The organism is Kineosporia babensis, assembly GCF_021129305.1.
Classification (GTDB): Bacteria; Actinomycetota; Actinomycetes; order Actinomycetales; family Kineosporiaceae; genus Kineosporia; species Kineosporia babensis.
In genome coordinates this window covers 506,095-525,591 of the sequence record NZ_JAJOMB010000003.1, presented here as the reverse complement: position 1 = coordinate 525,591, position 19,497 = coordinate 506,095, and the positions used below count along the sequence as shown (strand labels likewise).

The window sequence follows — 19,497 nt, the reverse complement described above, 5'->3', positions numbered from 1 at the left end:
CGGATGGAGATGACAGTGATTCTGACACAGGGGAGTGAGCCGCTGACTGCGGGTACGCCCGTGACGGTGGTCGAGTGCGCGGTGAAGTGCCGCGAGCATGAGGGCCAGCGGGGCGAGATCCGCAACGGCTTCTCGCGGTTCCCGGTCCGTCTGGACTCGGGCGAGAACTGCGCTGCCGCCCGGGTCGAGGTTGTGGCCTTGGTCGGTGCAGCGTGAGGGTGGCTGTCGCGGTCGACTGTCGCGCCCGGATGGTCGACGAGAGCGGCGGCGTGCATGAGTGCACGCGATCGGCCGGCTACTTGGTGACCATCGCGGCCGAGTGCGCCCCGGAGAAGCAGCGTGAGGTGTGCGACTCGCATCTGTGCGCGCTGAAGGCGGGCGCAGTGAACTGCGAGGACGGGGCGCATGTGGTGCGGCTGGTCTCGTCACAGCGGGTCGGGGGTGCGGCGTGAGCGGCGACTTCCGTTTCGGCCTGGAGATCGAGGCGCTCGTTCAGTCAGGACCGAACCATTCACGTCCCGAGGAGCCGACGTACGCCCGGCAGTGGGCCGTCCTGACGCCGGACGGTGAGTGCAGCATTAACGGCGACCAGCACTGGACCCAGGACGGCCGGGCACTGAAGGCGACCCACTGGGACACGGACGGGAGTCTCGTCTACCCCGAGGGTTCGCGTGTGGTCCATCGGGACATTCACATCAGCTACGAGGTGTGGGTGGACCAGGAGTCGGGCCTCCCGGTGGGCATCCCGTTCGTGGGGATGACGGTGACACAGGAGGTCGCAGCGTCATTGCCTGCGCACACTGTGATCGAGTCCGACGAGCAGCTGTTCGCGAAGACCCCTGAGGGTGAGTGGTTTCGGGCGGGCGGGATCGTCACGTACCCGTCGCGTGCCGTGTGCGGGAGCGGCGCGAAGGTCGTCTCCCTGCCCGACCAGCCCACCGAAGATGGCCAGCGGGACCTGGTCGTCGAGGAGATTGTCCCCCGGGCGGATCCGGATCGGTGTGGAGCCAAGCACCCGACGAATCCGACTGCTGTTCCCTGCCGCCTCCGCAAGGGACACCGCTTCGCTGCACACTGGTCGACGACGGGATGCTCTGGCTCGGAGATGCGTTGGCATGGCGAGGCCGCTTCCTCCACCCCGTCCCCCGAGGTCCGCGAGGTGCCACTGAGCGAGTTGCGGGATGGCGATGCGGTGACGGTGACGTTCGTTGCGCGATCCGAACATGACGCCGTTCGTGGCGGCCTCTGGCTGTCTGAGTTCGAGATGGGCGCGGGCATTCCGTCGATGTTCCTCGTCCAGCAGGGCGTCGCCGCTTCCCGTGAGATCAAGCCCCTCCCCACGACTCCCGGCACGGTCGGCACCGCTCGGATCGACGGGGGCCAGGTACGACGGATCGCCCTGAATGATGACCGCGGATGGTACGACGTCCGCACTTTCGAGATGATCCCCGCCGCGTACCTCTCCGATTTCGTGGAACTGCTGGCGGGTGACGTCTGATGGATTCCTTTTTCGCGGACATGGTCCGGAGCGGCGAGGGCGAGATTCACCGCGACTTAGCTGAAACCTTCGCTGCGGAGCGCAGTCAAGCTATCGACGTGGCGGCGCAGTCCATGCTCGACAAGCATTACCCGACCAAGGATGGCGGTGCGCAATGACCACGGAAACCCTACCCGCCACCGACCCTGCCCTGATCGCTCAGGTCGTCCGTGACGCCCGCAAGCAGCTGGACCGGGCCCGCGCCTGGAAGGTCAACCCGGACTTCGCCGAACGCCAGTGGCGCATCGAAAACCCCGGACTTTCAGACCTGCTCGACCGATACGAAGGGATCGAACTGTGAACAGCATTCGCAAGGACCGCAGCGTCGGTGAATGGTTCGGCTACTTCATCGGGCAGATCATCCAGACGGCACTGCGGACGTGGTTCCTGATGCTTCTCCTCGGCGGACTACACGGGTCGGTGTTCCCGCAGGTTCCCGCGATCGGCTACTGGCAGACGCTCCTGTGCATCGTCACCTTCGACTACCTGCTGGCTTTCGCGGTTGCCGATGGGGTCAAGATCGCCCTTCGAGAGGAACTCCGGTGACCGCCGTCGATCTGCCGCTGATCCCGGCGCAGCGGGCAGGGGAACGGCAGGCGCCGGCGGTCATCACGGAGCCGGGCGTGTACGACCTGCCGGAGAAGGTGTACCTGTCGGACCCGACCCCCGACGGTTCGATGTCATCGTCGACGGCCCGGCGGATCCTCGCCCCGGGAGGACCAGCCAGGGTCCAGTGGGAACGCAAGCATCCGGTCTTCAAGGACGCCTACGACCTGGGGACGGTGACTCATCTTCACGTGCTCGGTAAGGGCGCTGAGGTGGTCGAGGTGGAGGCCGCGAACTGGCAGACGAAGGACGCGAAGGCGCAGCGCGATGATGCCCGCGCCGAGGGGAGGACGCCGATCCTGACGAAGGACCTGCTCAAGGCGAAAGCGATGGCACGCGCTGTGCTGTCGAACAAGCAGGTCCGAGCCCTGGGGCTGTTCAAGGAAGGGAACGGCCTGCCCGAGCGGTCGATCTTCTGGGAAGACGACGAGTCCGGCATCACCTGCCGGGCCATGCTCGACTGGCTGGGCGAGATCCCTGTCGACCTGAAGACCACGAACGACGCCTCGCCCGAGGCGGTCTCGAAAGCGGTCTACAGCTACGGGTATGACCAGCAGCAGGACTGGTATCAGGCTGCCGTGAGGGGCGTCGGGATCGACGAGAACCCGCCGTTCGTGTTCGTGTTCGTCGAGACCGAGGCACCGCATTTCGTGTCCGTGGTCGAGCTCGATGATGCGTTTCTTGACCGTGGGGCCCGCCGCAATCGTGCGGGGATCGAGCGGTGGGTGCAGTGCCGCGAGTCCGGGATCTGGCCGGGCTACAGCGAAGACATTCAGACGATCAGCCCGCCACGGTGGGCACGCTACGAGGGAGAAGAACTGTGACTGTCGAGACGATGCAGCAGATGCCGGACGTGCCCGAGCGGTACGGAAACCTGGATGCTCTGGTCCAGTGGACCCAGGCGGCCGAGGCCGTGTACAAGATCGCCGACCAGATCTGCCGGACATCGTTCTGCCCGAAGCCATACCAGCAGAAGCCGTTCGAGGCGACCGCGGCGATCCTTGCCGGGTCGGAGGTGGGCCTGTCCCCGATGGCGGCGCTGAAGGCGTTCGACGTGATCCAGGGGCAGGCGGCACCTCGTGCGATCACACTCCGGGCGATCGTGCAGTCCCGCGGCCACCAGATCGAGGTGGTCGAGCAGTCGGGCGTGCGGGCTGTCGTCCGGGGCCGGCGGCAGGGCGAGACGGACTGGCAGACGTCGACGTGGGATCTGGATCGGGCCAGGGGTCTGGATCTGCTGGGGAAGGACAACTGGCGGAAGCAGCCGGGCGCGATGCTGGTGGCGCGTGCGACGTCGGAGTGTGCGCGGCTCGTCGCTGCGGATGCGATTCTCGGTATTCCTTACTGCGCCGAGGAGTTGGAGGATGGCGTGTTCGAGGTGACGCACGTCCGCTCGGGTCGGGCGCGAGTCGCCGACCGACAGGAAGCGGTCGCGCTTCCGGATGCTGGCCAGTCTGGCGCTCCCGCGATTGAGGCTTCCGCGGCTGCGGATATCCCGGTCGATGTGAGTGGGTCGCCGGAGATGATCGACCAGGAGCAGGTTGCCGCCCTGGGTGACATTTGGAAGGCGCTGAAGGTGACGGCGCGCGATCAGAAGTCCCGGGCGACGGCCGCGGTGATTGGCCGCGAGGTGGCGTCGTCTACGGACATGACGCACGCCGAGGCGGACATGCTGCTCGTGGAGTTGGCACGGATCGCCCAGGCCGAGGACCCGGCCGCCGAACTGGACCAGTTGCTGAACGCTGGCGCTCTGTCCGGCGCGGCGCAGTGAGCTGGCAGGCCCAGTCCGCGTGCCTGACTGCGGATCCGGATGTGATGGCGTCGGATCTCCCCGATGACATCGCGGTGGCGAAGGGTTTCTGCGCGGTGTGCCCGGTCCTGGCCGAGTGCCGGGAGTGGAATGACTCGATGGAGAAGCGTGACCCGAAGTGCAATTCGGGGACTTTCGCGGGTGAGGACGCCGAGGAGCGTGCGGTGCGTCGGCGGCGTGTGGAGCGGCAGCGACGGGAGGCCCGGTTGTGAACGCGTGGCTTGGTATTGATCCGGGGCCGTCGTGGACGGGCCTGGTTCTGCGGTCGGGGGAGAAGCTGTTGGGTCATCGGGTGGTGGCGAATGAGGGCCGTCACCCGAAGGAGCACGGTGTCACGTCCGAGTATCTGGCTCTGGTCGACGAGGGCGTCTTCTCGCTGCTGGCGGTCGCGGCGGAGCATTGTGTGAAGCCGCAGTTCGCGGTCGAGGGTGTGAGTACGCCTCGTGGCCACGCGAAGGGCGGGTTCGTGAAGCCCCGCGATCTGGCGGGGTTGGGGATCGTGTTCGGTTGGGTTCTGGGCGCTTACCCGGATGCGGTGGTCGTGGCGCCGGACTCGCATGGGCAGGGGTTGCTGCGGTCGTACCCGGATGCTCTGGTGACGGCGGCTGAGCGTCGCGGGGGCCTTGATCGGCCGGCGGGTTCGTCGGCGCTACTGAGGCATGCCCGTAGTTCGTGGGACGTGACCTTGAACGCAGAGAAGCAGGCCCGCTGGCAGGTGGCGTCGTGACGGGGGATCGGTGGGTGTCGGCGCGTTGTCAGGGTTGTGGGCTCGCATTTCGGGGGCATCCGTCGGAGTTCACGTTGGTCGCTGGGGTGCGTGAGCTGGTGTTGCAGTGGGCGTGTGAGGGCTGCTGGTTCGGGGTATTCGCGGTGCCGGGGGAGATGGTTTGTGTTCTGGCGGCGTCGAGCGTTCGCCGGTCCGAGGCGACCGCGGCGTGGCTTGCCCGGTGGCGGCATCGGTCGGGCCGTCTGGCGTCGTAGCAATTTCCATGCCCGCTGTTTCGCGGGCTATTACCAATAGAAGGAGAACGACCTTGTCTGCAAGGGATTTCCACGTCGGCGACCTGATCAGCGTCCATTCGGGTCGCCTGGTCTCACCCCGTCATGTCGACGGCCTGTATGACCTGCTCGGGTGGATGACTGGCGACAACCTGATGACGCATCAGTTGCCGAGTGCGTCGCGGATAGCGCAGCCGTATCTCGAAGACCAGCATCCGTGGCTGAAGGACGTTACCGTTCCGGACTGGATCAATAGCCAGGCAACGCTGGAAAAGTGGCTCTCCGAGATCGTTCCCGTGCTTGGTGAGATGCACGCCGTGGAGCAGATGCCCGCGATGGCGTGGGGCGTCCACGACCCGATCGAGGACCTTCGGGCGATCCGCCCGGACCTACCGATCGTGACCATCGGGCGCTAATGGGTCGCCGCAATCGTCGCGTCAGGGAGGCGTTCAGGTCTGCTGAGTCGATGAAGCCGACGTGTCCGAAGAAGCGATTCACGGAAGACGCGGCGCGAGAGGCATTGCAGTACACCGAAAAAGAACGAAAGCGCGGGCGAGCCAGTCCGCGCCGTCACGAGGCAAGGGTTTACGAATGCTGGGACTGCCCGGCAGGGACATGGCATCTGACATCGAAGGAGCAACAGTGAGCGGGTTTACGAGCGAAGACTATGCGGAGGCGATCGCGAAGCGGATCGCATCGGATCTGTCGAGCGCGGACGAGATCCCGATCGAGAAGGGCGACGACTACTCGGAAGGATACGTGGCCTGGACACAGACTGAAGGGGCGATGGTTCGGCTTCCGTTCCAGGTCGACACGATCGATGCGGGCGAGTTCATCGTGACCGTCCGCGCTGTAACGAAGGACGACGGGTGACGGCCGTGTACGTCGGCCCGGCCCTGGTGTGCCCGCTGGACTGCGACTACTGGATCGGGTCTGCGGAGGACGGTGACGCAGCCGTCTCGGCGATGCTCGAGCATCTTCGCAGCTACTTCGCCGGCGGGCACCGGATGGGCATGGGCGACGCCATGGAGGCATTGAAGGGCGTGACTGAAATCAGCATCGACGAGAGGAAGAACGTGACTACGACTGAAGTACCCGATGACATCAGCGCCATCACCAACCCAGGGGACGTCGGCCCCGACCGCATGAAGCTCATCGTGTCCGCCAGGGACTTCCGGGCTGGCCTGAAGTCGGTCATCCCGCACGTCTCAAAGGACGAGAACACCCCTGTGCTGCAGCGGGTCCGCGCCTACGTGAGCCGGGAGAACATGCTGTTGGGCGCATCGGACCGGTACACGATGGGCATGGCGTGCGTGTCTCTGTGGGGCAACGAGTACGACGATGACGGTGAGGCGTTCGAGCTGGAACCCCGCACTGTGTCCGAGATCTTGACGGTGTTCAAGCCGGGCAAGGTCAAGGATGAGGTGTCGGACGACAACCTCGAGATCAGGGTGACCGATCGGTTCATCGTGATCACGGACGTCGCCGGGATCGGGATCCCCGGGAAGAGCGTGACGTGGCCGCGGACAGCGAATGACGAGTCGTTCCCGGATCTGCGGAAGCTGCTGGGTTCGATGGTGGCGCAGGCTGGTTCGGCGTCGTCGCGGGCGATGAACACGAACGGGCAGTTCCTGGCGCGGTTCGAGGTCGCGGCGAGGGTGTACGACGACACGCTGAAGATTGAGCCGACGTCGGAGAACGCCGGCGCGCTGGTCTTGTCGTGCGGTGAGTCGTTCGTTGGGCTACTGATGCCGGTGCGGATCAGTGAGGAGGTCGCGGCGCAGCAGGCCGCGAACCAGCGGGCGTGGGATGGCTGGCTGGGCCAGGTGGACATGGGCACTGGCGAGATCCCGGATGTGTTCCCGGAGCCGAAGTCGGAGAAGGCGGAGCAGGAAGAGCCCGACGCGGAAGAGGTTCCGGAGGGTCAGATCTCTGCGGGTGACGACGAGGACCCGGTGGAGTTGTTGTGCCAGGCGGCGACTCTGGTTGTGACGGCGCAGCATGGGTCGGTGTCGATGTTGCAGCGGAAGATGCGGATCGGGTTCGCGCGGGCTGGGCTGCTGATGGATGAGTTGCAGGATCGGGAGGTTGTGGGTCCGGCTGATGGGTCGAAGGCCCGCGAGGTCCTGGTAGCGGCGGATGGGCTCGAGGATCTGCTGGTCGAGCTGCGGGAGGATGCTGACGTCTAAAAGTGGCAGTGTGGCGCGCCTTGGGGTATCGATCATTCTGATGTACGGTTCAGAGTAATCGAACCCGAGGCGCGCTTCTGCGTGCCCCGGGCGCAAGTGAGGGCCAGCGCCTGCAAGCGCTGGCCCTCAACCGATCACCCGACTTTGAGAGGCGGTGATCGTACGTGGCTGACGCTACGACGACACCTCGCAAGGCATCCGGAAACTCACGCTCGCCCGGCGCCTACAGCCGGCGCCCCTACAACGAGCACGCCGTCCGCGAAGCCATGGCTGGACGCCCGGACTACATGACCCCCGCCGAATGCTGGGAAGCCGTACGGCGCCTCCTAGCCACCGGCATGAACACGGCCGAGATCGCCCGGCGCGTCCAGCGAGACCCGTCGCAGATCCGCCGCATCCGGTGCACGTTCCGGGCGGAGGCGGCCTGATGTCGATCAGCGCCCTCGACGCGTTCGCCCCGCTCGCCAACGATGAGTTCCAGCTCTTCGTGATGCCTCACCCGACAGACGGATTCTGGGTCGGTGCTGCCGAGGTGGCCCGGACGCTCGGATACCGGGACGCGCCGACCATGACACGTAGCCTTCCGGAAGCCGAGCAGGGCTACGCGAATTCGCGTAGTCGTGCTGGCGACCAGCGGATTCTCTACATCACCCGCCGTGCCTTCCTTCAGGCGCTCGGGCAGCGGCAGGTCAGCAAGATCAAGGATACAGCCAAGCGTGCACAGGTTCAGCGTTTCCAGGACTGGGTGTACGGCGAAGTTCTCCCGTCCGTGCTGACCACTGGCTCTTACGGAATCCCGGCCCAGCGCCAGGAGACACTGAGCCGCCGCGATCTCGCGCAGATGGTCATCGAGGCAGAGGACGCGCTGGCCGCATCCCAGCAGCAGGTTGCCGAGCTACAGCCGAAGGCCGCGTACGCCGAGCGGGTGATCCTCGTCGATGGCGATCTGTCAGTGCGCGACACTGCGCAGATCCTGGCCCGCGACTACGGGCTGGAAATCGGCGAGGGTCGCCTGTTCGCCCGACTGCGGGAATGGAAGTGGATCGGCGCCGACCGTCGCCCCTACCAGCGGTACATCGACTGCGGGTGGCTTTCTGCGAAGGAGCAGAGCTACGAGCACAAGAAGTCGGGGGAGCGTAGGGCGGCATCGCCGCAGGTTCGTGTCACGGCGAAGGGGCGGTTGGAGATTCACCGTCGTCTCTCCGCTGGGCAGACGGCCCTTGCGCTTGAGGGCGGTGACCTCTGATGGGCATCCGTTTCTCTCTGCCGCCCGAGCCCGGCTACGGCGCCGTCGTCTCCGCCGAGACCGACGACGGCACAGTCTACTTCCGGCGAGTCTCGGAGCACGGCCTGATGCCGTGGGATGAGGTCGATGGCCCCGATGATGCCCTCTCCTCGGATCAGGGCTACTGGTCCTGGACTGATGTCCTGTTCGAGGGCCCTGTCGAGCTGATCCGCACGGGCCGTACGGAGTGGCCGATCGCGATCGACCCGCGCGGCTGTGGCTGCACCGAATGCATCACCGGGGAGTACGTGCCGCTGAACCAGGCGACCGACGAGCAGATCCGTCTCATGTTGGCCGGCGAGATCGCCTGCAACCTGCCGGACGACACGCAGGTCGTGACCCGGGTGACCGTGTCCGCAGGCAACCCGGTGATGCCGGTCACCGTCGTCACGCACACCGAAACCGTTGGGGGAGAAAAGTGACCATCGCATTCCCGAAGCACGCCTGGCCCTTACTCAAGAAGGCATTGCAGCACATCGCTGACCATCCCAGCGAGTTCGACATGAGCGACTGGCTCATCGTTGACGCCCACTGTGGAACTACAGCTTGCCTCGCAGGCCGCATCACCCTGATCGACAACCCCGACTTTACCGGCAAGCCTGACGACGAAGCCGCGTGTGGCGCCATGGGCATTGACCCGTGGAGTCCCGAAGGGAGGGCGCTCGACAACACCTTCTACCAGACGGAGATCGAGACCTACGAGGAGCTTTGCGAAAACCTTCTCGCAGACTTCACCTTCCCCGAGCCCCTCCCGCAGCCGAGGGGGGTGAAGGCATGACCGCCCGCGTGTATCGCCTCAAGGTCACCTATCCCGAGATGCCCGCCCCGGGTTGGGTCGAGTCGGAACTGTTCGAGGGGTGGGAGCCCGAGGGGTGGGAGGCCGACCCGCGCAACTTCGAGGGCGAGCAAGCGTTCTACTGGCCCCCGGTGCGGAACTTCCTGTCGCTGAATGGTGCCCGGTGGCGAGCCGACCTGATCGAGAAGTACGGAGCGACTGTCGTCATTGAGGCATCCGAACCCGTCGTGTGGGCGACGGAGTCAGGTCCCGGCTTGTGTCAGGTGCTTGACTACGAGATCGGCAAGCATCTCTGCCAGAAGCGCGAGGGTGGCGGCGCCCAGTGCGAATTGAAGCCCCGCCACAAGGGCAACTGCTGGATCAGTGAGCACACAATCCGGCACTCGATCGCCGGGAACGGCTACCACTGCGGCGCCATCGAGCCCGCAGTCGAGGTCGGCCACCTCACGCTTACCCGGGACGTCGTCACGCGCTCAACGGAGGCCGACCGTGGCTGAGACACTGATGATCCTCCCGAGGCCGCTGAAGTGCTGCCACTGCGGCGATCCAATCCTGCTGGTGGAGGGCCACCACGAGGTGGGCAGTCTCGGCGAAGTGCGCCACGACCGAGACTGTGCGGGCTGGAAGCCCTGTGGACCAGTCTCGGACGGCACCATGCGCTGCCCCGAGTCTCGCGATGGCCTGCCGTGCCAGAAGAAGATCCCGAATGGCTGGCACGAGAACGAAGGCCACGCCGGCGGTCACTGGTTCGAGAGCGACGAGTCCGCCGCGACCAGGGCCACGGACCACATCGACTACGCGGTCATGCTTCAGGGCGGTGAAGGGCTCGACCGTCACAGTCCCGCCGATTGTCCCGGGCTCTCCGAATGCAAGGTTGCGAGGTGGAAGCCGTGAGCACCGTAGCCACAGTTGACGGCCGTCCCGTTCTCGTCGACACGTGCGAGACCTGCGGGGCCCCGGTCTCGTGGATTCCGTGCCCGTTCGGCGGCTGGTGGGCGCACGACGACCACCCTGGCGACGAGCACACCGTGACCGGACCGCCTTCCCCTGAGGAGTGGATGGACGACTGCGGGTTCCTCCACACCGCACTCATCGAACCCGAGGAGACGTCGTGACCGTCACCGTGTGCCCGCGCAAATGCTGGGCTTGCATGCTCCTTCAGTGCCCTGGCGGCCCGCATGGTTGGGCTTCCGACGAAGACCGGCTAGCAGCTCGGTTGGTCGCCCGGGACCCGGACCAGTCGCCAGCCGACGGACCCTGCGGCTGCCCGTGCGTCAACGAGGAACCCGAAGAGCCCGAGGCCGATGAGTCCCTCAGCCTTGACCCGTGCCCCGTCTGCGAGTCCACCACCGCGTGCGGCTACGACACGGACGGGCGGCCACTCATCCACGCCACACCCAGAGAGGCAGACGCATGACCGCCACCATGGCCCGCCTGTCGGGCACCTGGACAGTCGACGATGCCGTCGAGATCCTCTGCGAGTCAGACGTCTGGGCCACCAAACGGCTCCTTTTCACCGTGATGCGGCGCAAGAAGTGGATCGTCGGGAACGGAGCCAACCGGCAAATCAACCTTGAAGCTTGGGGTTTCGTCGACCAGCAGGGAACAGTCCTCGTCATCACCGGCCCCGGCATCAGCGAACTCCACCGCCTGCTTGGTGGGAGCGGAGACGTGCGCGTCGACCGGACGGTGATGGCATGAGCGCCCGGATCGCTGAAGACGGCGGGGAGCAGTACATCGTCGAGTTCGGCGTCCAGGTCGAAGGATTGAAAGGAACCCGGAACGTCCAGGGCGACCAGCATCTAGCCGAGATGATCGCCGAAGACTGGCGCAAGGTCGGCGAGAGCCCGATCGTCGTCATCCGTCGCATCCACGTCACCGACTGGGAGAAGGTCAACGATGCCTGAACGGATCCAGAGGCGCCGAGTCCGCGGCTGGCGCCTCCCGGCAAACGCGACGATCGTCGACCGGACATCACGCTGGGGCAACCCGTTCCGCGTCTCCGACCTCACCGCGTGGGGCGTCCCAGCAGGCCGCGCCCGCGCCGAAGCCGTCAAGCGTTTCGGCGACTGGCTCGACGGAACCGACTGGCACGACGTCGAAGAAGGCCGAAGAATGTTTATTCTCAACAACATTCACGAGCTCGCCGGGCGAGACCTCGCGTGCACGTGCCCCTTGGACGAGCTGCCCTGTCACGCTAACGAGTACCTACGCCGGGCGAACCCGTGAGCGCGCACGCAGAAGCTCCGGCCAGGGCGCAAGCTCTGGCGAAGACAGGCTGGTATCGCAAGCCAGGGCAGCCCATATTCTACCTGGGAGCACACCGGCCGAACTGGCTCGCGCAATCCCCGGTCCCCCTGTTCGTTTCGGCGCGAACACTCGGCGAGTATGCGATCCGCAACCTGGGCGATAACCTCCCGAAAGCCCGCTGCATCTGGGCCCTCGATTCGGGTGGTTTCACCGAACTCCGCGACTTCGGTGGCTGGCGGCAAGGCCCCGACGAGTTCGGGTCGATGGTCGCCCGCATCTGTGAGGGCGTCGGCATGCCGATGTTCTCGGCCATCCAGGACTGGATGTGTGAGCCGTTCGTCATCGCAGGCGGCGAAACGAAGGACGGGACGTTCACGGGCACTGGGTTCTGCGATGACCCCGACGATCCGGTGGCGTTCGAGCGGGCCGTCGACATCCACCAGGAACTCACGATCGACTCGTACCTGTGGCTGGTGCGGGAGTTCCCGTGGATTCATTGGCTCCCCACGCTCCAAGGATGGCTGCTGCGGCACTACCTCAGGCACGACGCCATGTATGCGAAGGCCGGGATCGACCTGAGGGCAGCTGCTCTGGTGGGTCTCGGCTCCGTATGCCGACGTCAGGCCACCGAGGAGATCGGCGCGATCGTCTCCACTTTCCACGCGAAGGGCTACCGCCTCCACGGGTTCGGCGTGAAAACTCTCGGCCTGCGGAAGTACGGTCACATGCTTGCTTCTGCCGACTCGCTGGCCTGGTCCTACGGTTCACGGCGCGCCGGCGAACGACTCCCCGGCTGCATCCACTCCGGGCCCTGCAACAACTGCCTCCCGTACGCGGTACACCGCCGGGAGGCGATCCTCGCCGAACTGGGCGGGCCGGCCCAGTTGGGTCTTGACCTCGACTGGGAGAGCGCAGCGTGAGCGCCATCGTCCAGATCCTCTGCGACGCAGACTGGCGCGACAGCCTCTGCCCCCGCCAGATCGGATACGTCCCACCCGACGCCGACCTCAAAGACATCGACATCACCAACGCATTCACCGCCGCCGGGAAGGCCGGCTGGTGGCGCGACCGCAACGGCCGCTGGCTCTGCCCAGACTGCGCACGAGCCGGACGACAGACAACGAATCGAGGAACGTGGTAATGCCGAAGACGAAGGTGAGGACTGTCGCCCAGCACCGGCCGGCGAAGCGCCGCCGGAGGTTCCGCCACGACGACCCGACCGCAGTCCACCTGTTCTCCGGGTTCGGTGGCTTGACCGAGGGCATTGAAGAGGCGGGCTTCACGACGATCCTTGCCGCGAACCACAACACGTACAAGGTCGAGATCCACGAAGCGAACCACCCGCACGTCGAGCACTGGCGCGCCGACCTGGTCGACACGGATGCCGCGGACTACCACGACGCACGAGACCTCCCCGCAGCGGACATGCTCGCGGCGGGCGTGAGCTGCAAGAACCACAGCAGGGCCAACTCTGAGCGCGCCTACGCCACGGGCGGAACTCTTTTCGACACCTACGACGAGGAGTACGAGTCCGGCGTCACTCGATCCGAAAGGGATAGGGCAACGGCGAATTGCGTCCTGCACTACGCCGCAGTCCACCACCCGCGGCTAATCCTGGTCGAGTGCACGACGCAGCTGTACTCGTGGGGGCCACTCATCCCCGGGTCGAAGAAGATCGGCGACGGCAGCACCTACCGGTGGTGGCTGAAAGAGATCGAAAAGCTCGGCTACAAGCACAAGGTGCTGTACCTGAACTCGATGTTCTTCGGCGTCGGCCAGTCCAGGAACCGCGGCTACTGGGTGTTCTGGGACAAGAACCTCCCGGACCCCGACCTTGAGCACCGGCCAGAGTCCTGGTGCGAAGGCTGCCAGACGACCGTTGAGGCGCGCTGGACATGGAAGACGGGCATCCCACTGACCGGAACCGTCGACTACGGCAAGCAGTACCACTACACGTGCCCCTCCTGCCGTGCCGAGGTCGTGCCGCCATTCACGCCCAGCCTGGACGCGATCGACCTGAGCAACATCGGCACCCGCATCGGCGACCGCCCCCTGAAAGCGCACACCGACAAGAAGACCGGGCACGTCACCTGGGGCCACCTCGCTCCCGCCACGATGGAACGAGCCGACCGCGCACGCCGCAAGTTCGGCCAGTTCCCCGCGCTCCTCATGCCGGCGAAAGCACAGCGAGGCTCCGAGCGGCACATCTGGCAGCCGATGGCCACACAGACCAGCCAGCAGGAAGCGGCACTCCTGTCCGTCGGCGGTGCCCTCGCAGTCGCCGTGAACAATTACCAGGGGATCCCCCGCGGACTGGACGAGGCGCTGCCCACCCAGTGCGGGTCGGAAACCATCGGGATCGTCTCCACCGGAATCCTGCCCTACCGCAAGAACACCATCCCGACCATGCATTCCGAGGCGATGCCGACCGTCACAGCAGAGCAGATCCCTGCGCTCATCTCCGCCACCGGGAGCATCGACCAGGGTGTCGACGACTGGGCCGCCGAGTGGCGGCGCATGCTCGCCGACATGCCCATCGAGGACTGCTACCTGCGGATGCTGAACTCGAACGAGATCGGCCGAGGCTGCGGGTTCGACGTCACTTGGTCCGGCAAGGAAGGCAAGTTCGTCGTGTGGGGCTCCGAACGCGACCGCGTCGACGGGTATGGGAACGCTGTAAGCCCGCCCGTCGGAACGTGGATCGGTAGCCGCATCCGTCCCATCCTTCACGGACAGGAGGCTGCAGCGTGACCGAGATGCAAACCGACCTGGGCCCGATCCAGGAAGCGCCAGGTGAACGCGAGGCAGCTACGGCTGCGGTCCGGAGGATGGCCGGCGACGACTGCCTCGACCTGCTCCAGGCCCTCGGTCTCGCCGACTACAAGCGGGAGCCGGGGCGCCGCCGGGGCAAGCCGACCAAGCCCTGAACGGGCTCCTGACATGCCCGCGTGCATCAAACAAACTGATGTAGGCTACGAAACAATCGAAGTACAAAGCGAAACTGCGACCCCCTCAACCTTGGCCGGGTGGGGATCGCAGCTGGGCGTGAGCCCGTGAACAGAAACCGCACCTGAAGTGAACCGATCAGATCAAGGAGGTCTCGTGTCCGAGACTAGCAAGACGTCATGCGCACGTGCAGGCGAAGCCCCCGATGCCCGCAGGCGGGGGGTGAAACTCACCGAGGTCGACTACAGCGTCCGCATCGTCGAAGACTTCTTCGCCGGACGCCGCGTCTACCTCTACCCCGCAGACCGCCGCGAAATCATCCGGCGCCTCCTCCTCGATGGCACCCAGTCGAACGCAGCCATCGCCGCCCGCGTCGAATGCGACGTCACCACCGTCCGCCGCGCCCGCCGTGCCATCGACGCCGAGCAGGACATGGCGGTGGCGTCATGAGCGGCGACGTCAAGCTGTCCATCCGCACACCGCTCCCGATGGACATCGTGCAGTCCTTGCTGCATGCCTGCGCTCTCTACTGGCCCGACGGCGGCATCGACCCCAACGGCGAGCCGGGGCACCTGAACCTCGTCATCCCGGCCGACTCCCGCAAGCCCAAGCGAGTCAGCAAGGCCGCCCTACTCGCCGGACGACAGCAGGCAGAAGAAGGCGACACCGACGTCCTCGGATTCGAGCGCGACGCCGACGGTGTCAGCCTGAAGCTCGAGACGCCCGAAGAGCTATCGATCGAGCTTGCGCGGCTCGGGGCGGGGCTACTGGGTATCGAGGGCGCCGAGAACTACGTCGAGTTCACCTGCACCGACCGGACCCGCCCCGACGGCGAACGCATGGTTGTCACCGTCCAGCGGATGTACGGCAAGACCCCGCACGAGAAGCGCCAGGAAGTCGAGCGTGAGCTTGAGGCGCTGCGGGCGAAGGTTGGCGAGGCATGAGTCAGCTCATCTACCACGGCGCGTGCGGCAAGTCCTGGACCGGACTGACCCGCGCCCACTGCTCCGGCTGTCACGCAACGATGGTCAACTCGGCATTCGACAAGCACCAGCGGATCCGAGGCGGGCGAGTCGTCTGCCTGCCGCCGGCTGAGGTCGGCCTCGTTGCCCGGGAGAAGTCGTGGGGCGTCCTCTGGGGGATGCCGGGCGGGTACTGGGGCGACGCCGAGGGTGGTGACTGATGACCGCCACAGAGGCCGAGATTGACCTGAAGCACTGCGTCTACCGCTACTACGACAGCTTGAACCGTCTGCTCTACGTCGGCATGACCAGCAATGAAGGTCGTCGTGAGGCAGAGCATGTGGCGAGCTCGCCCTTCCGGCAGTACATCGCCGATAAGCAGGTGGAGCGGTTCTCCACGCGGAGCCAGGCTCACGACCGTGAGGGTGAACTCATTCGCCGGCACACGCCGCCCTTCAACACCGTGAAGAACGGTCGAGCTGACAAGGTTCGCCGTGCATATCTGGCCATGGTCGAGCAGGAGGCGTACTACGCGGACGTCGTCGTTGGCCGTCCACCAAGCCTCCCGGGCATCCCCGGTCAGTACTTCCCGAAGGTGGTGGAGATCGAGCAGCGCGAGGAACTCGTGCGTCTTCGGGAGCGCCTGCACAAGGCCGCCGGGGAGATCATTTTCGAGATGTGCGTGCGGCAGGTAGTTGACCACCCGCACACCGGGAACGACTGGCGCCGACACTTCCTCTACCCGAACGCCCCACTGAGTGCGCGAGACAGGTCCCTTGCCGCACTGAAGAAGGCTTTCGCCGAGGCTGTGCGATGAGCCAGCGGAAGGATCGCCGGGAGTTCATCAGTGTCAGCGTGGACTTCCCCAACCACCCGAAGCTGATGCAGCTAGAGGAAGATGTCATCCCGCTGGCCGGGTGGCTTGCGGTATGCGCCTGGATCTACTGCGGGCAGAACCTCACGGACGGCGAGTTCGCGCCGTTGGCGGTGCGTCGGATCGCAGGTGTCGATAAGCAAATCGAGAAGCACTTGCTATCGGTGGGGCTATGGCATGCGCATGGGCATGGTTGCCCGAAGTGTCCTCAGCCGGGTGAGCGGATGTACGTCAGCCATGACTACCTGGAGCACCAGAGAGCCAAGGCCGACGCCGAAGCGTTGCGTGAGAAGCGGCGCCGAGCCGGTGCTGCGGGAGCGGCAAGCCGCTGGTCAAGGGCCACTTCTGGCCTCGCTGAGCCTCCGCCGAGCGATGGCATGGGAGATCCGAAGCAGATGGCATTTGCCATGGCGGGTGCTACCGACGGCGCATGGCAAACGGATGGCAAAGACATGCCAAAGGAAGAGGAAGATAAGAAGAAGACAAAGTCTTCTTCTAGGCGCCGTTCCCCGGAACGGCCTCTCCCCGAATCCTGGAAACCGATCGCCCGCCACAAGGCTGTCGCCGCCAGCCTTGGCCTTGACGTCGATCGAGAAGCCCGCCAGTTCCGGCTCCACGCTGAGGCCAAGGATCGCCGGCAGCGCGACTGGCACAAGGCGTTCGACTTGTGGCTGGAGAAGTCCCTGGACTGGGGAGGCGCCGCAATCCCGAGCCAGCGTCAGTCCACAGACCCAGCTGATCCGGACGTGGTCCTTGGACGCGACAACTGGCAGCTCCCAGCCCCGCCCGATGGCGTTCAGGCGGGCACCCGCGCCTACACCGAGTGGGCCAAGAAGACATCCGCGGACCATTTCGCCGAGCGCCGTCGCCGCGCCGCAGAGGTCCTAGCCGAAAGGAAGTCCGCATGACCGAGCTCATGGATCCCGACCTCGACTTCGGTGGGGAGGGATCAGATGCCGCTCTGTTCGACAACGACGCCGAGCGCTACGTCCTAGGAGCGATCCTCCACACGGGCGGCCGAAGCCTGGACGCCCTGGAGGGCCTGAAAGGCAGCGACTTCTACCGACCCACCCACGAGGACCTGTTCGGCCGTCTGCAGGCCATGTACGGGCGCGGAGAGCCTGTTGAGTTGGCGGCCGTCGCCCGCGGGCTCACCGACAATCCCATCCGCGGATTCCCGGTCCCCGAGATTGCAGGGCTCATGCGAGCCTGCGTCACGGCAGCGAATGCCGACTGGTACGCCCGGACCATCCGTCAGAAGGCGCGTCTCCGGAAGCTGCACAAGGCGTGCCTTGCCGGCCTGAACATTGCCGCCACTTGCTCGATTGAGCGCGTCGACGAGGCGGTCGAGCAGGTCCGCGCCGAACTGGACGCGGCTGGGGACGATCGCAGTCGCAGCGAGCTATCCACCTTCGGCGACTTGTTCCTGGCCGCCATGGACCGATGGGAGTCGAAGGAGGAGGGCATCCTCCCGACAGGCCTCCGCGACCTGGACGACATGCTCTCCGGCGGCCTCCGCCCGGGCCACCTCCTGATCATCGGTGCCCGCCCGGCGGTCGGTAAGTCAGTGGTCGCGAGCGTCATCGCCCACACGACCGCGAAGGGCGGCGTGGGCACGTTCTTCCCCTCGCTGGAAATGTCGAAGGAAGAGCTCACGGACCGGGTCGTCGCGGATATCGCAGACGTCGACCTCGAGAAGCTGACGCGCCGCTGCCTGAACGAGAACGACTGGACCAAGGTCGCCAAAGCCTACAAGCGGTCGTCGCACTGGCCGCTGGTCGTCATCGACAAGGGCAACATGACGATCAACGAGATCCGCTCCCGGGCGCGTGACGTTGCCCGTCGCGATCACAAGCTGGGGCTGATCGTCCTGGACTACCTGCAGCTCGTGAAGCCGGCCGATTCGAAAGCGCCTCGACAGGAGCAGGTGGCTTCGGTGTCCCGCGGCCTGAAGCTGTTGGCGAAGGAACTGAAGGTTCCGATCATTGCCCTGGCTCAGGTGAACCGTGCGTCCACCGCCCGGAGCGACAAGAGGCCCATGATGTCCGACCTCCGCGAGTCCGGGTCGATCGAAGCCGACGCCGACGAAATCGTCCTCCTGCACCGCGACGACAAGGAGAGCCCAGGCGAGATCGAGTTCATTATCGAGAAGAACCGCCACGGCCGGACGGGGACGGTGTCGATGGCATGGGCGCCGCATCGTTCCCGCGTCGTCTCGTTCGGCGGTGATGACAAGTGAGCCCACTCAAGTGGCGTTGCCACCGCTGTCGTTTTGAGATCGCGGACCGTGAGGGCGTCGTCTACTGCCAGACGTGGAAGATCCACAAGGCGTCGACACCTAGGAACTGGGGTGAGCGGACCTTGGCTGCGATCTTTGCGGCGGCCGATGAGGCGCGCTGGCGGGCAGCTCATGTCGCGTGCTTCGCAGAGGGCGAGGGCCAGGGCTATGCGTGGGATATCGAGCGTCTCCGGGATGTCCCGGGCTTGCTCGAGTTCCACTTTCACGTAGCGGAGAAGCCGTGGGCCGTCGGCACGGACTTGAACGAGTTCACGTATGCCGCGGTGAAGCGGTGCTGGGCGGTGGCGTCTTGACCGCCCCGATAACAGCCCGTCGCCCGCGTCATCCTGCGCCAGTACGCCGGCGTGGTCGTCGTGCCGCTGTTCGTCCGGATGGCGTGGTGTCGGTTCCGGCTCTGATGGCGGGTTTCGCGGTGGGCTTTGCGCTGCTGCTGATTGTCACTGCTGGCTGGCTTGGTTTGCTGGCGGTGCTGTCGGTGGCGGCCTTGGTCGCGGGGATGCGGGCGGTGATCCGGTGATGTTCTGGGCTCATCTCTTGTGGTTGATCCCTGCTGCGGGTATCGGTTTTCAGGCGTACGTGGAAGCGCAGCATCACCGGTGCCGTCACGGGCTGACCCATCCGTTCGGCTGGAAGTGGCATGTGTTCCGCGCCAGTGGGATTGCGTATCTGGCGATGAGCCACTTGTCGAAGGCCTACCTGGCGCCGAGTGCGGTGTGGGTGGCGGTCCTGGTGGCTGACCTGTGGATGCTGTCCCGCCACTTGCCGGAGGGCTGGCTCAGCCGGCTGCGGGATCGGGTGTCGGCGCGGTTGCCGAGGCTTGCGGTTGGGGGTGCGCAGTGAGTGATGGCGATGTGGCTGTTCTGACCCTGCTGCTGTGGGGGCTGGTTGTCGGCTACTGGTTGGGCCGTTGGCGTCCCGTGAGGTGGTCGCGGGATGTGACCGAG

At 65.8% G+C, this 19,497-nt stretch carries 36 protein-coding genes; all 36 read left to right on the top strand.

All coding sequences use genetic code 11. The features are described from left to right. Positions 1-15 precede the first annotated feature (15 nt). The 36 genes from LR394_RS08555 (at position 16) to LR394_RS08380 (ending at position 19,393) form a co-directional block, all read left to right on the top strand. Positions 16-216: a hypothetical protein gene (locus LR394_RS08555; protein ID WP_231440120.1), complete on the top strand. Its 201-nt coding sequence runs from the start codon at positions 16-18 to the stop codon at positions 214-216. Continuing rightward, positions 213-452: a hypothetical protein gene (locus tag LR394_RS08550; protein ID WP_231440119.1), complete on the top strand. Its 240-nt coding sequence runs from the start codon at positions 213-215 to the stop codon at positions 450-452. The genes LR394_RS08555 and LR394_RS08550 overlap by 4 nt, the downstream gene beginning before the upstream one ends. Beyond that, the gene (locus LR394_RS08545; protein ID WP_231440118.1) at positions 449-1,498 is read left to right on the top strand and encodes a hypothetical protein; all 1,050 of its coding nucleotides are present in this window, start codon (positions 449-451) and stop codon (positions 1,496-1,498) included. The genes LR394_RS08550 and LR394_RS08545 overlap by 4 nt, the downstream gene beginning before the upstream one ends. Further along, positions 1,498-1,656, top strand: coding sequence for a hypothetical protein (locus LR394_RS08540; protein WP_231440117.1), 159 nt, complete (start codon positions 1,498-1,500; stop codon positions 1,654-1,656). The genes LR394_RS08545 and LR394_RS08540 overlap by 1 nt, the downstream gene beginning before the upstream one ends. Further along, on the top strand, positions 1,653-1,838 hold the full coding sequence (locus LR394_RS08535) for a hypothetical protein (protein WP_231440116.1): 186 nt from the start codon (positions 1,653-1,655) through the stop codon (positions 1,836-1,838). Before LR394_RS08540 ends, LR394_RS08535 begins: the two co-directional genes overlap by 4 nt. Next, positions 1,835-2,083 carry a hypothetical protein gene (locus LR394_RS08530; protein WP_231440115.1) on the top strand — a complete coding sequence of 83 codons (249 nt, stop codon included), beginning with the start codon at positions 1,835-1,837 and terminating at the stop codon, positions 2,081-2,083. Before LR394_RS08535 ends, LR394_RS08530 begins: the two co-directional genes overlap by 4 nt. After that, positions 2,080-2,967 carry a PD-(D/E)XK nuclease-like domain-containing protein gene (locus LR394_RS08525; protein WP_231440114.1) on the top strand — a complete coding sequence of 296 codons (888 nt, stop codon included), beginning with the start codon at positions 2,080-2,082 and terminating at the stop codon, positions 2,965-2,967. The genes LR394_RS08530 and LR394_RS08525 overlap by 4 nt, the downstream gene beginning before the upstream one ends. Continuing rightward, positions 2,964-3,914, top strand: a complete 951-nt coding sequence (locus LR394_RS42795) for a hypothetical protein (protein ID WP_231440113.1) — start codon at positions 2,964-2,966, stop codon at positions 3,912-3,914. Before LR394_RS08525 ends, LR394_RS42795 begins: the two co-directional genes overlap by 4 nt. Further along, positions 3,911-4,165: a WhiB family transcriptional regulator gene (locus LR394_RS42790; RefSeq protein ID WP_331283051.1), complete on the top strand. Its 255-nt coding sequence runs from the start codon at positions 3,911-3,913 to the stop codon at positions 4,163-4,165. The genes LR394_RS42795 and LR394_RS42790 overlap by 4 nt, the downstream gene beginning before the upstream one ends. An 80-nt stretch (positions 4,166-4,245) precedes the next feature. After that, the gene (locus tag LR394_RS08510; protein WP_231440111.1) at positions 4,246-4,680 is read left to right on the top strand and encodes a hypothetical protein; all 435 of its coding nucleotides are present in this window, start codon (positions 4,246-4,248) and stop codon (positions 4,678-4,680) included. Between the two features lie 307 nt (positions 4,681-4,987). Next, positions 4,988-5,368: a DUF7736 domain-containing protein gene (locus tag LR394_RS08505; RefSeq protein ID WP_231440110.1), complete on the top strand. Its 381-nt coding sequence runs from the start codon at positions 4,988-4,990 to the stop codon at positions 5,366-5,368. A 175-nt stretch (positions 5,369-5,543) separates the two neighbouring features. Next, complete coding sequence (locus tag LR394_RS08500; protein ID WP_231440109.1) at positions 5,544-5,825, top strand: hypothetical protein; 282 nt, start codon at positions 5,544-5,546, stop codon at positions 5,823-5,825. Then, positions 5,822-7,141, top strand: coding sequence for a DNA translocase FtsK (locus tag LR394_RS42785; RefSeq protein WP_231440108.1), 1,320 nt, complete (start codon positions 5,822-5,824; stop codon positions 7,139-7,141). Before LR394_RS08500 ends, LR394_RS42785 begins: the two co-directional genes overlap by 4 nt. Before the next feature lie 164 nt (positions 7,142-7,305). Further along, positions 7,306-7,569, top strand: a complete 264-nt coding sequence (locus LR394_RS08490) for a helix-turn-helix domain-containing protein (RefSeq protein ID WP_231440107.1) — start codon at positions 7,306-7,308, stop codon at positions 7,567-7,569. Then, positions 7,569-8,387, top strand: a complete 819-nt coding sequence (locus LR394_RS08485) for a phage antirepressor KilAC domain-containing protein (RefSeq protein ID WP_231440106.1) — start codon at positions 7,569-7,571, stop codon at positions 8,385-8,387. Before LR394_RS08490 ends, LR394_RS08485 begins: the two co-directional genes overlap by 1 nt. Beyond that, positions 8,387-8,848: a hypothetical protein gene (locus tag LR394_RS08480; protein WP_231440105.1), complete on the top strand. Its 462-nt coding sequence runs from the start codon at positions 8,387-8,389 to the stop codon at positions 8,846-8,848. The genes LR394_RS08485 and LR394_RS08480 overlap by 1 nt, the downstream gene beginning before the upstream one ends. Then, positions 8,845-9,204, top strand: a complete 360-nt coding sequence (locus tag LR394_RS08475) for a hypothetical protein (protein ID WP_231440104.1) — start codon at positions 8,845-8,847, stop codon at positions 9,202-9,204. The genes LR394_RS08480 and LR394_RS08475 overlap by 4 nt, the downstream gene beginning before the upstream one ends. Further along, positions 9,201-9,719, top strand: coding sequence for a hypothetical protein (locus LR394_RS08470; RefSeq protein WP_231440103.1), 519 nt, complete (start codon positions 9,201-9,203; stop codon positions 9,717-9,719). Before LR394_RS08475 ends, LR394_RS08470 begins: the two co-directional genes overlap by 4 nt. Continuing rightward, on the top strand, positions 9,712-10,116 hold the full coding sequence (locus LR394_RS08465) for a hypothetical protein (RefSeq protein ID WP_231440102.1): 405 nt from the start codon (positions 9,712-9,714) through the stop codon (positions 10,114-10,116). Before LR394_RS08470 ends, LR394_RS08465 begins: the two co-directional genes overlap by 8 nt. Next, the gene (locus LR394_RS08460; protein ID WP_231440101.1) at positions 10,113-10,337 is read left to right on the top strand and encodes a hypothetical protein; all 225 of its coding nucleotides are present in this window, start codon (positions 10,113-10,115) and stop codon (positions 10,335-10,337) included. Before LR394_RS08465 ends, LR394_RS08460 begins: the two co-directional genes overlap by 4 nt. A gap of 298 nt (positions 10,338-10,635) precedes the next feature. Then, positions 10,636-10,923: a hypothetical protein gene (locus LR394_RS08455; RefSeq protein WP_231440100.1), complete on the top strand. Its 288-nt coding sequence runs from the start codon at positions 10,636-10,638 to the stop codon at positions 10,921-10,923. Beyond that, the gene (locus tag LR394_RS08450) at positions 10,920-11,129 is read left to right on the top strand and encodes a hypothetical protein (RefSeq protein ID WP_231440099.1); all 210 of its coding nucleotides are present in this window, start codon (positions 10,920-10,922) and stop codon (positions 11,127-11,129) included. Before LR394_RS08455 ends, LR394_RS08450 begins: the two co-directional genes overlap by 4 nt. Further along, on the top strand, positions 11,122-11,451 hold the full coding sequence (locus LR394_RS08445) for a DUF4326 domain-containing protein (protein WP_231440098.1): 330 nt from the start codon (positions 11,122-11,124) through the stop codon (positions 11,449-11,451). The genes LR394_RS08450 and LR394_RS08445 overlap by 8 nt, the downstream gene beginning before the upstream one ends. Then, positions 11,448-12,392, top strand: a complete 945-nt coding sequence (locus LR394_RS08440) for a deazapurine DNA modification protein DpdA family protein (protein ID WP_231440097.1) — start codon at positions 11,448-11,450, stop codon at positions 12,390-12,392. The genes LR394_RS08445 and LR394_RS08440 overlap by 4 nt, the downstream gene beginning before the upstream one ends. Next, positions 12,389-12,613, top strand: coding sequence for a hypothetical protein (locus tag LR394_RS08435; RefSeq protein ID WP_231440096.1), 225 nt, complete (start codon positions 12,389-12,391; stop codon positions 12,611-12,613). Before LR394_RS08440 ends, LR394_RS08435 begins: the two co-directional genes overlap by 4 nt. Then, a complete protein-coding gene (locus LR394_RS08430; protein WP_231440095.1) occupies positions 12,613-14,223 on the top strand; it encodes a DNA cytosine methyltransferase in 1,611 nt (536 codons plus the stop codon). The genes LR394_RS08435 and LR394_RS08430 overlap by 1 nt, the downstream gene beginning before the upstream one ends. After that, positions 14,220-14,399 (top strand): hypothetical protein, encoded by a 180-nt coding sequence (locus LR394_RS08425; protein WP_231440094.1) that lies wholly within the window; start codon positions 14,220-14,222, stop codon positions 14,397-14,399. Before LR394_RS08430 ends, LR394_RS08425 begins: the two co-directional genes overlap by 4 nt. A 241-nt stretch (positions 14,400-14,640) precedes the next feature. Beyond that, on the top strand, positions 14,641-14,868 hold the full coding sequence (locus LR394_RS08420) for a nucleoside/nucleotide kinase family protein (RefSeq protein ID WP_231440093.1): 228 nt from the start codon (positions 14,641-14,643) through the stop codon (positions 14,866-14,868). Further along, positions 14,865-15,362, top strand: a complete 498-nt coding sequence (locus tag LR394_RS08415; protein WP_231440092.1) for a hypothetical protein — start codon at positions 14,865-14,867, stop codon at positions 15,360-15,362. Before LR394_RS08420 ends, LR394_RS08415 begins: the two co-directional genes overlap by 4 nt. Beyond that, positions 15,359-15,601, top strand: coding sequence for an FDXHR family putative zinc-binding protein (locus tag LR394_RS08410; RefSeq protein WP_231440091.1), 243 nt, complete (start codon positions 15,359-15,361; stop codon positions 15,599-15,601). Before LR394_RS08415 ends, LR394_RS08410 begins: the two co-directional genes overlap by 4 nt. Continuing rightward, a complete protein-coding gene (locus LR394_RS08405; protein WP_231440090.1) occupies positions 15,601-16,197 on the top strand; it encodes a GIY-YIG nuclease family protein in 597 nt (198 codons plus the stop codon). The genes LR394_RS08410 and LR394_RS08405 overlap by 1 nt, the downstream gene beginning before the upstream one ends. After that, the gene (locus LR394_RS08400; RefSeq protein ID WP_231440089.1) at positions 16,194-17,162 is read left to right on the top strand and encodes a hypothetical protein; all 969 of its coding nucleotides are present in this window, start codon (positions 16,194-16,196) and stop codon (positions 17,160-17,162) included. The genes LR394_RS08405 and LR394_RS08400 overlap by 4 nt, the downstream gene beginning before the upstream one ends. Further along, the gene (locus tag LR394_RS08395; protein WP_231440088.1) at positions 17,159-18,493 is read left to right on the top strand and encodes a replicative DNA helicase; all 1,335 of its coding nucleotides are present in this window, start codon (positions 17,159-17,161) and stop codon (positions 18,491-18,493) included. The genes LR394_RS08400 and LR394_RS08395 overlap by 4 nt, the downstream gene beginning before the upstream one ends. Continuing rightward, positions 18,490-18,846: a hypothetical protein gene (locus LR394_RS08390; protein WP_231440087.1), complete on the top strand. Its 357-nt coding sequence runs from the start codon at positions 18,490-18,492 to the stop codon at positions 18,844-18,846. The genes LR394_RS08395 and LR394_RS08390 overlap by 4 nt, the downstream gene beginning before the upstream one ends. Before the next feature lie 86 nt (positions 18,847-18,932). After that, the gene (locus LR394_RS08385) at positions 18,933-19,070 is read left to right on the top strand and encodes a hypothetical protein (RefSeq protein ID WP_231440086.1); all 138 of its coding nucleotides are present in this window, start codon (positions 18,933-18,935) and stop codon (positions 19,068-19,070) included. Beyond that, on the top strand, positions 19,067-19,393 hold the full coding sequence (locus LR394_RS08380) for a hypothetical protein (protein ID WP_231440085.1): 327 nt from the start codon (positions 19,067-19,069) through the stop codon (positions 19,391-19,393). Before LR394_RS08385 ends, LR394_RS08380 begins: the two co-directional genes overlap by 4 nt. The last annotated feature ends 104 nt before the right edge of the window (positions 19,394-19,497 follow it).

Bases quoted from the DNA above. Each gene is read 5' to 3' on its own strand.
- LR394_RS08415 (WP_231440092.1), top strand. From the start codon at position 14,865: ATGAGCGGCGACGTCAAGCTGTCCATCCGCACACCGCTCCCGATGGAC.
- LR394_RS08470 (WP_231440103.1), top strand. From the start codon at position 9,201: ATGACCGCCCGCGTGTATCGCCTCAAGGTCACCTATCCCGAGATGCCC.
- LR394_RS08450 (WP_231440099.1), top strand. From the start codon at position 10,920: ATGAGCGCCCGGATCGCTGAAGACGGCGGGGAGCAGTACATCGTCGAG.
- LR394_RS08405 (WP_231440090.1), top strand. From the start codon at position 15,601: ATGACCGCCACAGAGGCCGAGATTGACCTGAAGCACTGCGTCTACCGC.
- LR394_RS08480 (WP_231440105.1), top strand. From the start codon at position 8,387: ATGGGCATCCGTTTCTCTCTGCCGCCCGAGCCCGGCTACGGCGCCGTC.
- LR394_RS08535 (WP_231440116.1), top strand. From the start codon at position 1,653: ATGACCACGGAAACCCTACCCGCCACCGACCCTGCCCTGATCGCTCAG.
- LR394_RS08395 (WP_231440088.1), top strand. From the start codon at position 17,159: ATGACCGAGCTCATGGATCCCGACCTCGACTTCGGTGGGGAGGGATCA.
- LR394_RS08540 (WP_231440117.1), top strand. From the start codon at position 1,498: ATGGATTCCTTTTTCGCGGACATGGTCCGGAGCGGCGAGGGCGAGATT.
- LR394_RS08485 (WP_231440106.1), top strand. From the start codon at position 7,569: ATGTCGATCAGCGCCCTCGACGCGTTCGCCCCGCTCGCCAACGATGAG.
- LR394_RS08500 (WP_231440109.1), top strand. From the start codon at position 5,544: ATGCTGGGACTGCCCGGCAGGGACATGGCATCTGACATCGAAGGAGCA.
- LR394_RS08430 (WP_231440095.1), top strand. From the start codon at position 12,613: ATGCCGAAGACGAAGGTGAGGACTGTCGCCCAGCACCGGCCGGCGAAG.
- LR394_RS08455 (WP_231440100.1), top strand. From the start codon at position 10,636: ATGACCGCCACCATGGCCCGCCTGTCGGGCACCTGGACAGTCGACGAT.
- LR394_RS08445 (WP_231440098.1), top strand. From the start codon at position 11,122: ATGCCTGAACGGATCCAGAGGCGCCGAGTCCGCGGCTGGCGCCTCCCG.
- LR394_RS08410 (WP_231440091.1), top strand. From the start codon at position 15,359: ATGAGTCAGCTCATCTACCACGGCGCGTGCGGCAAGTCCTGGACCGGA.
- LR394_RS08400 (WP_231440089.1), top strand. From the start codon at position 16,194: ATGAGCCAGCGGAAGGATCGCCGGGAGTTCATCAGTGTCAGCGTGGAC.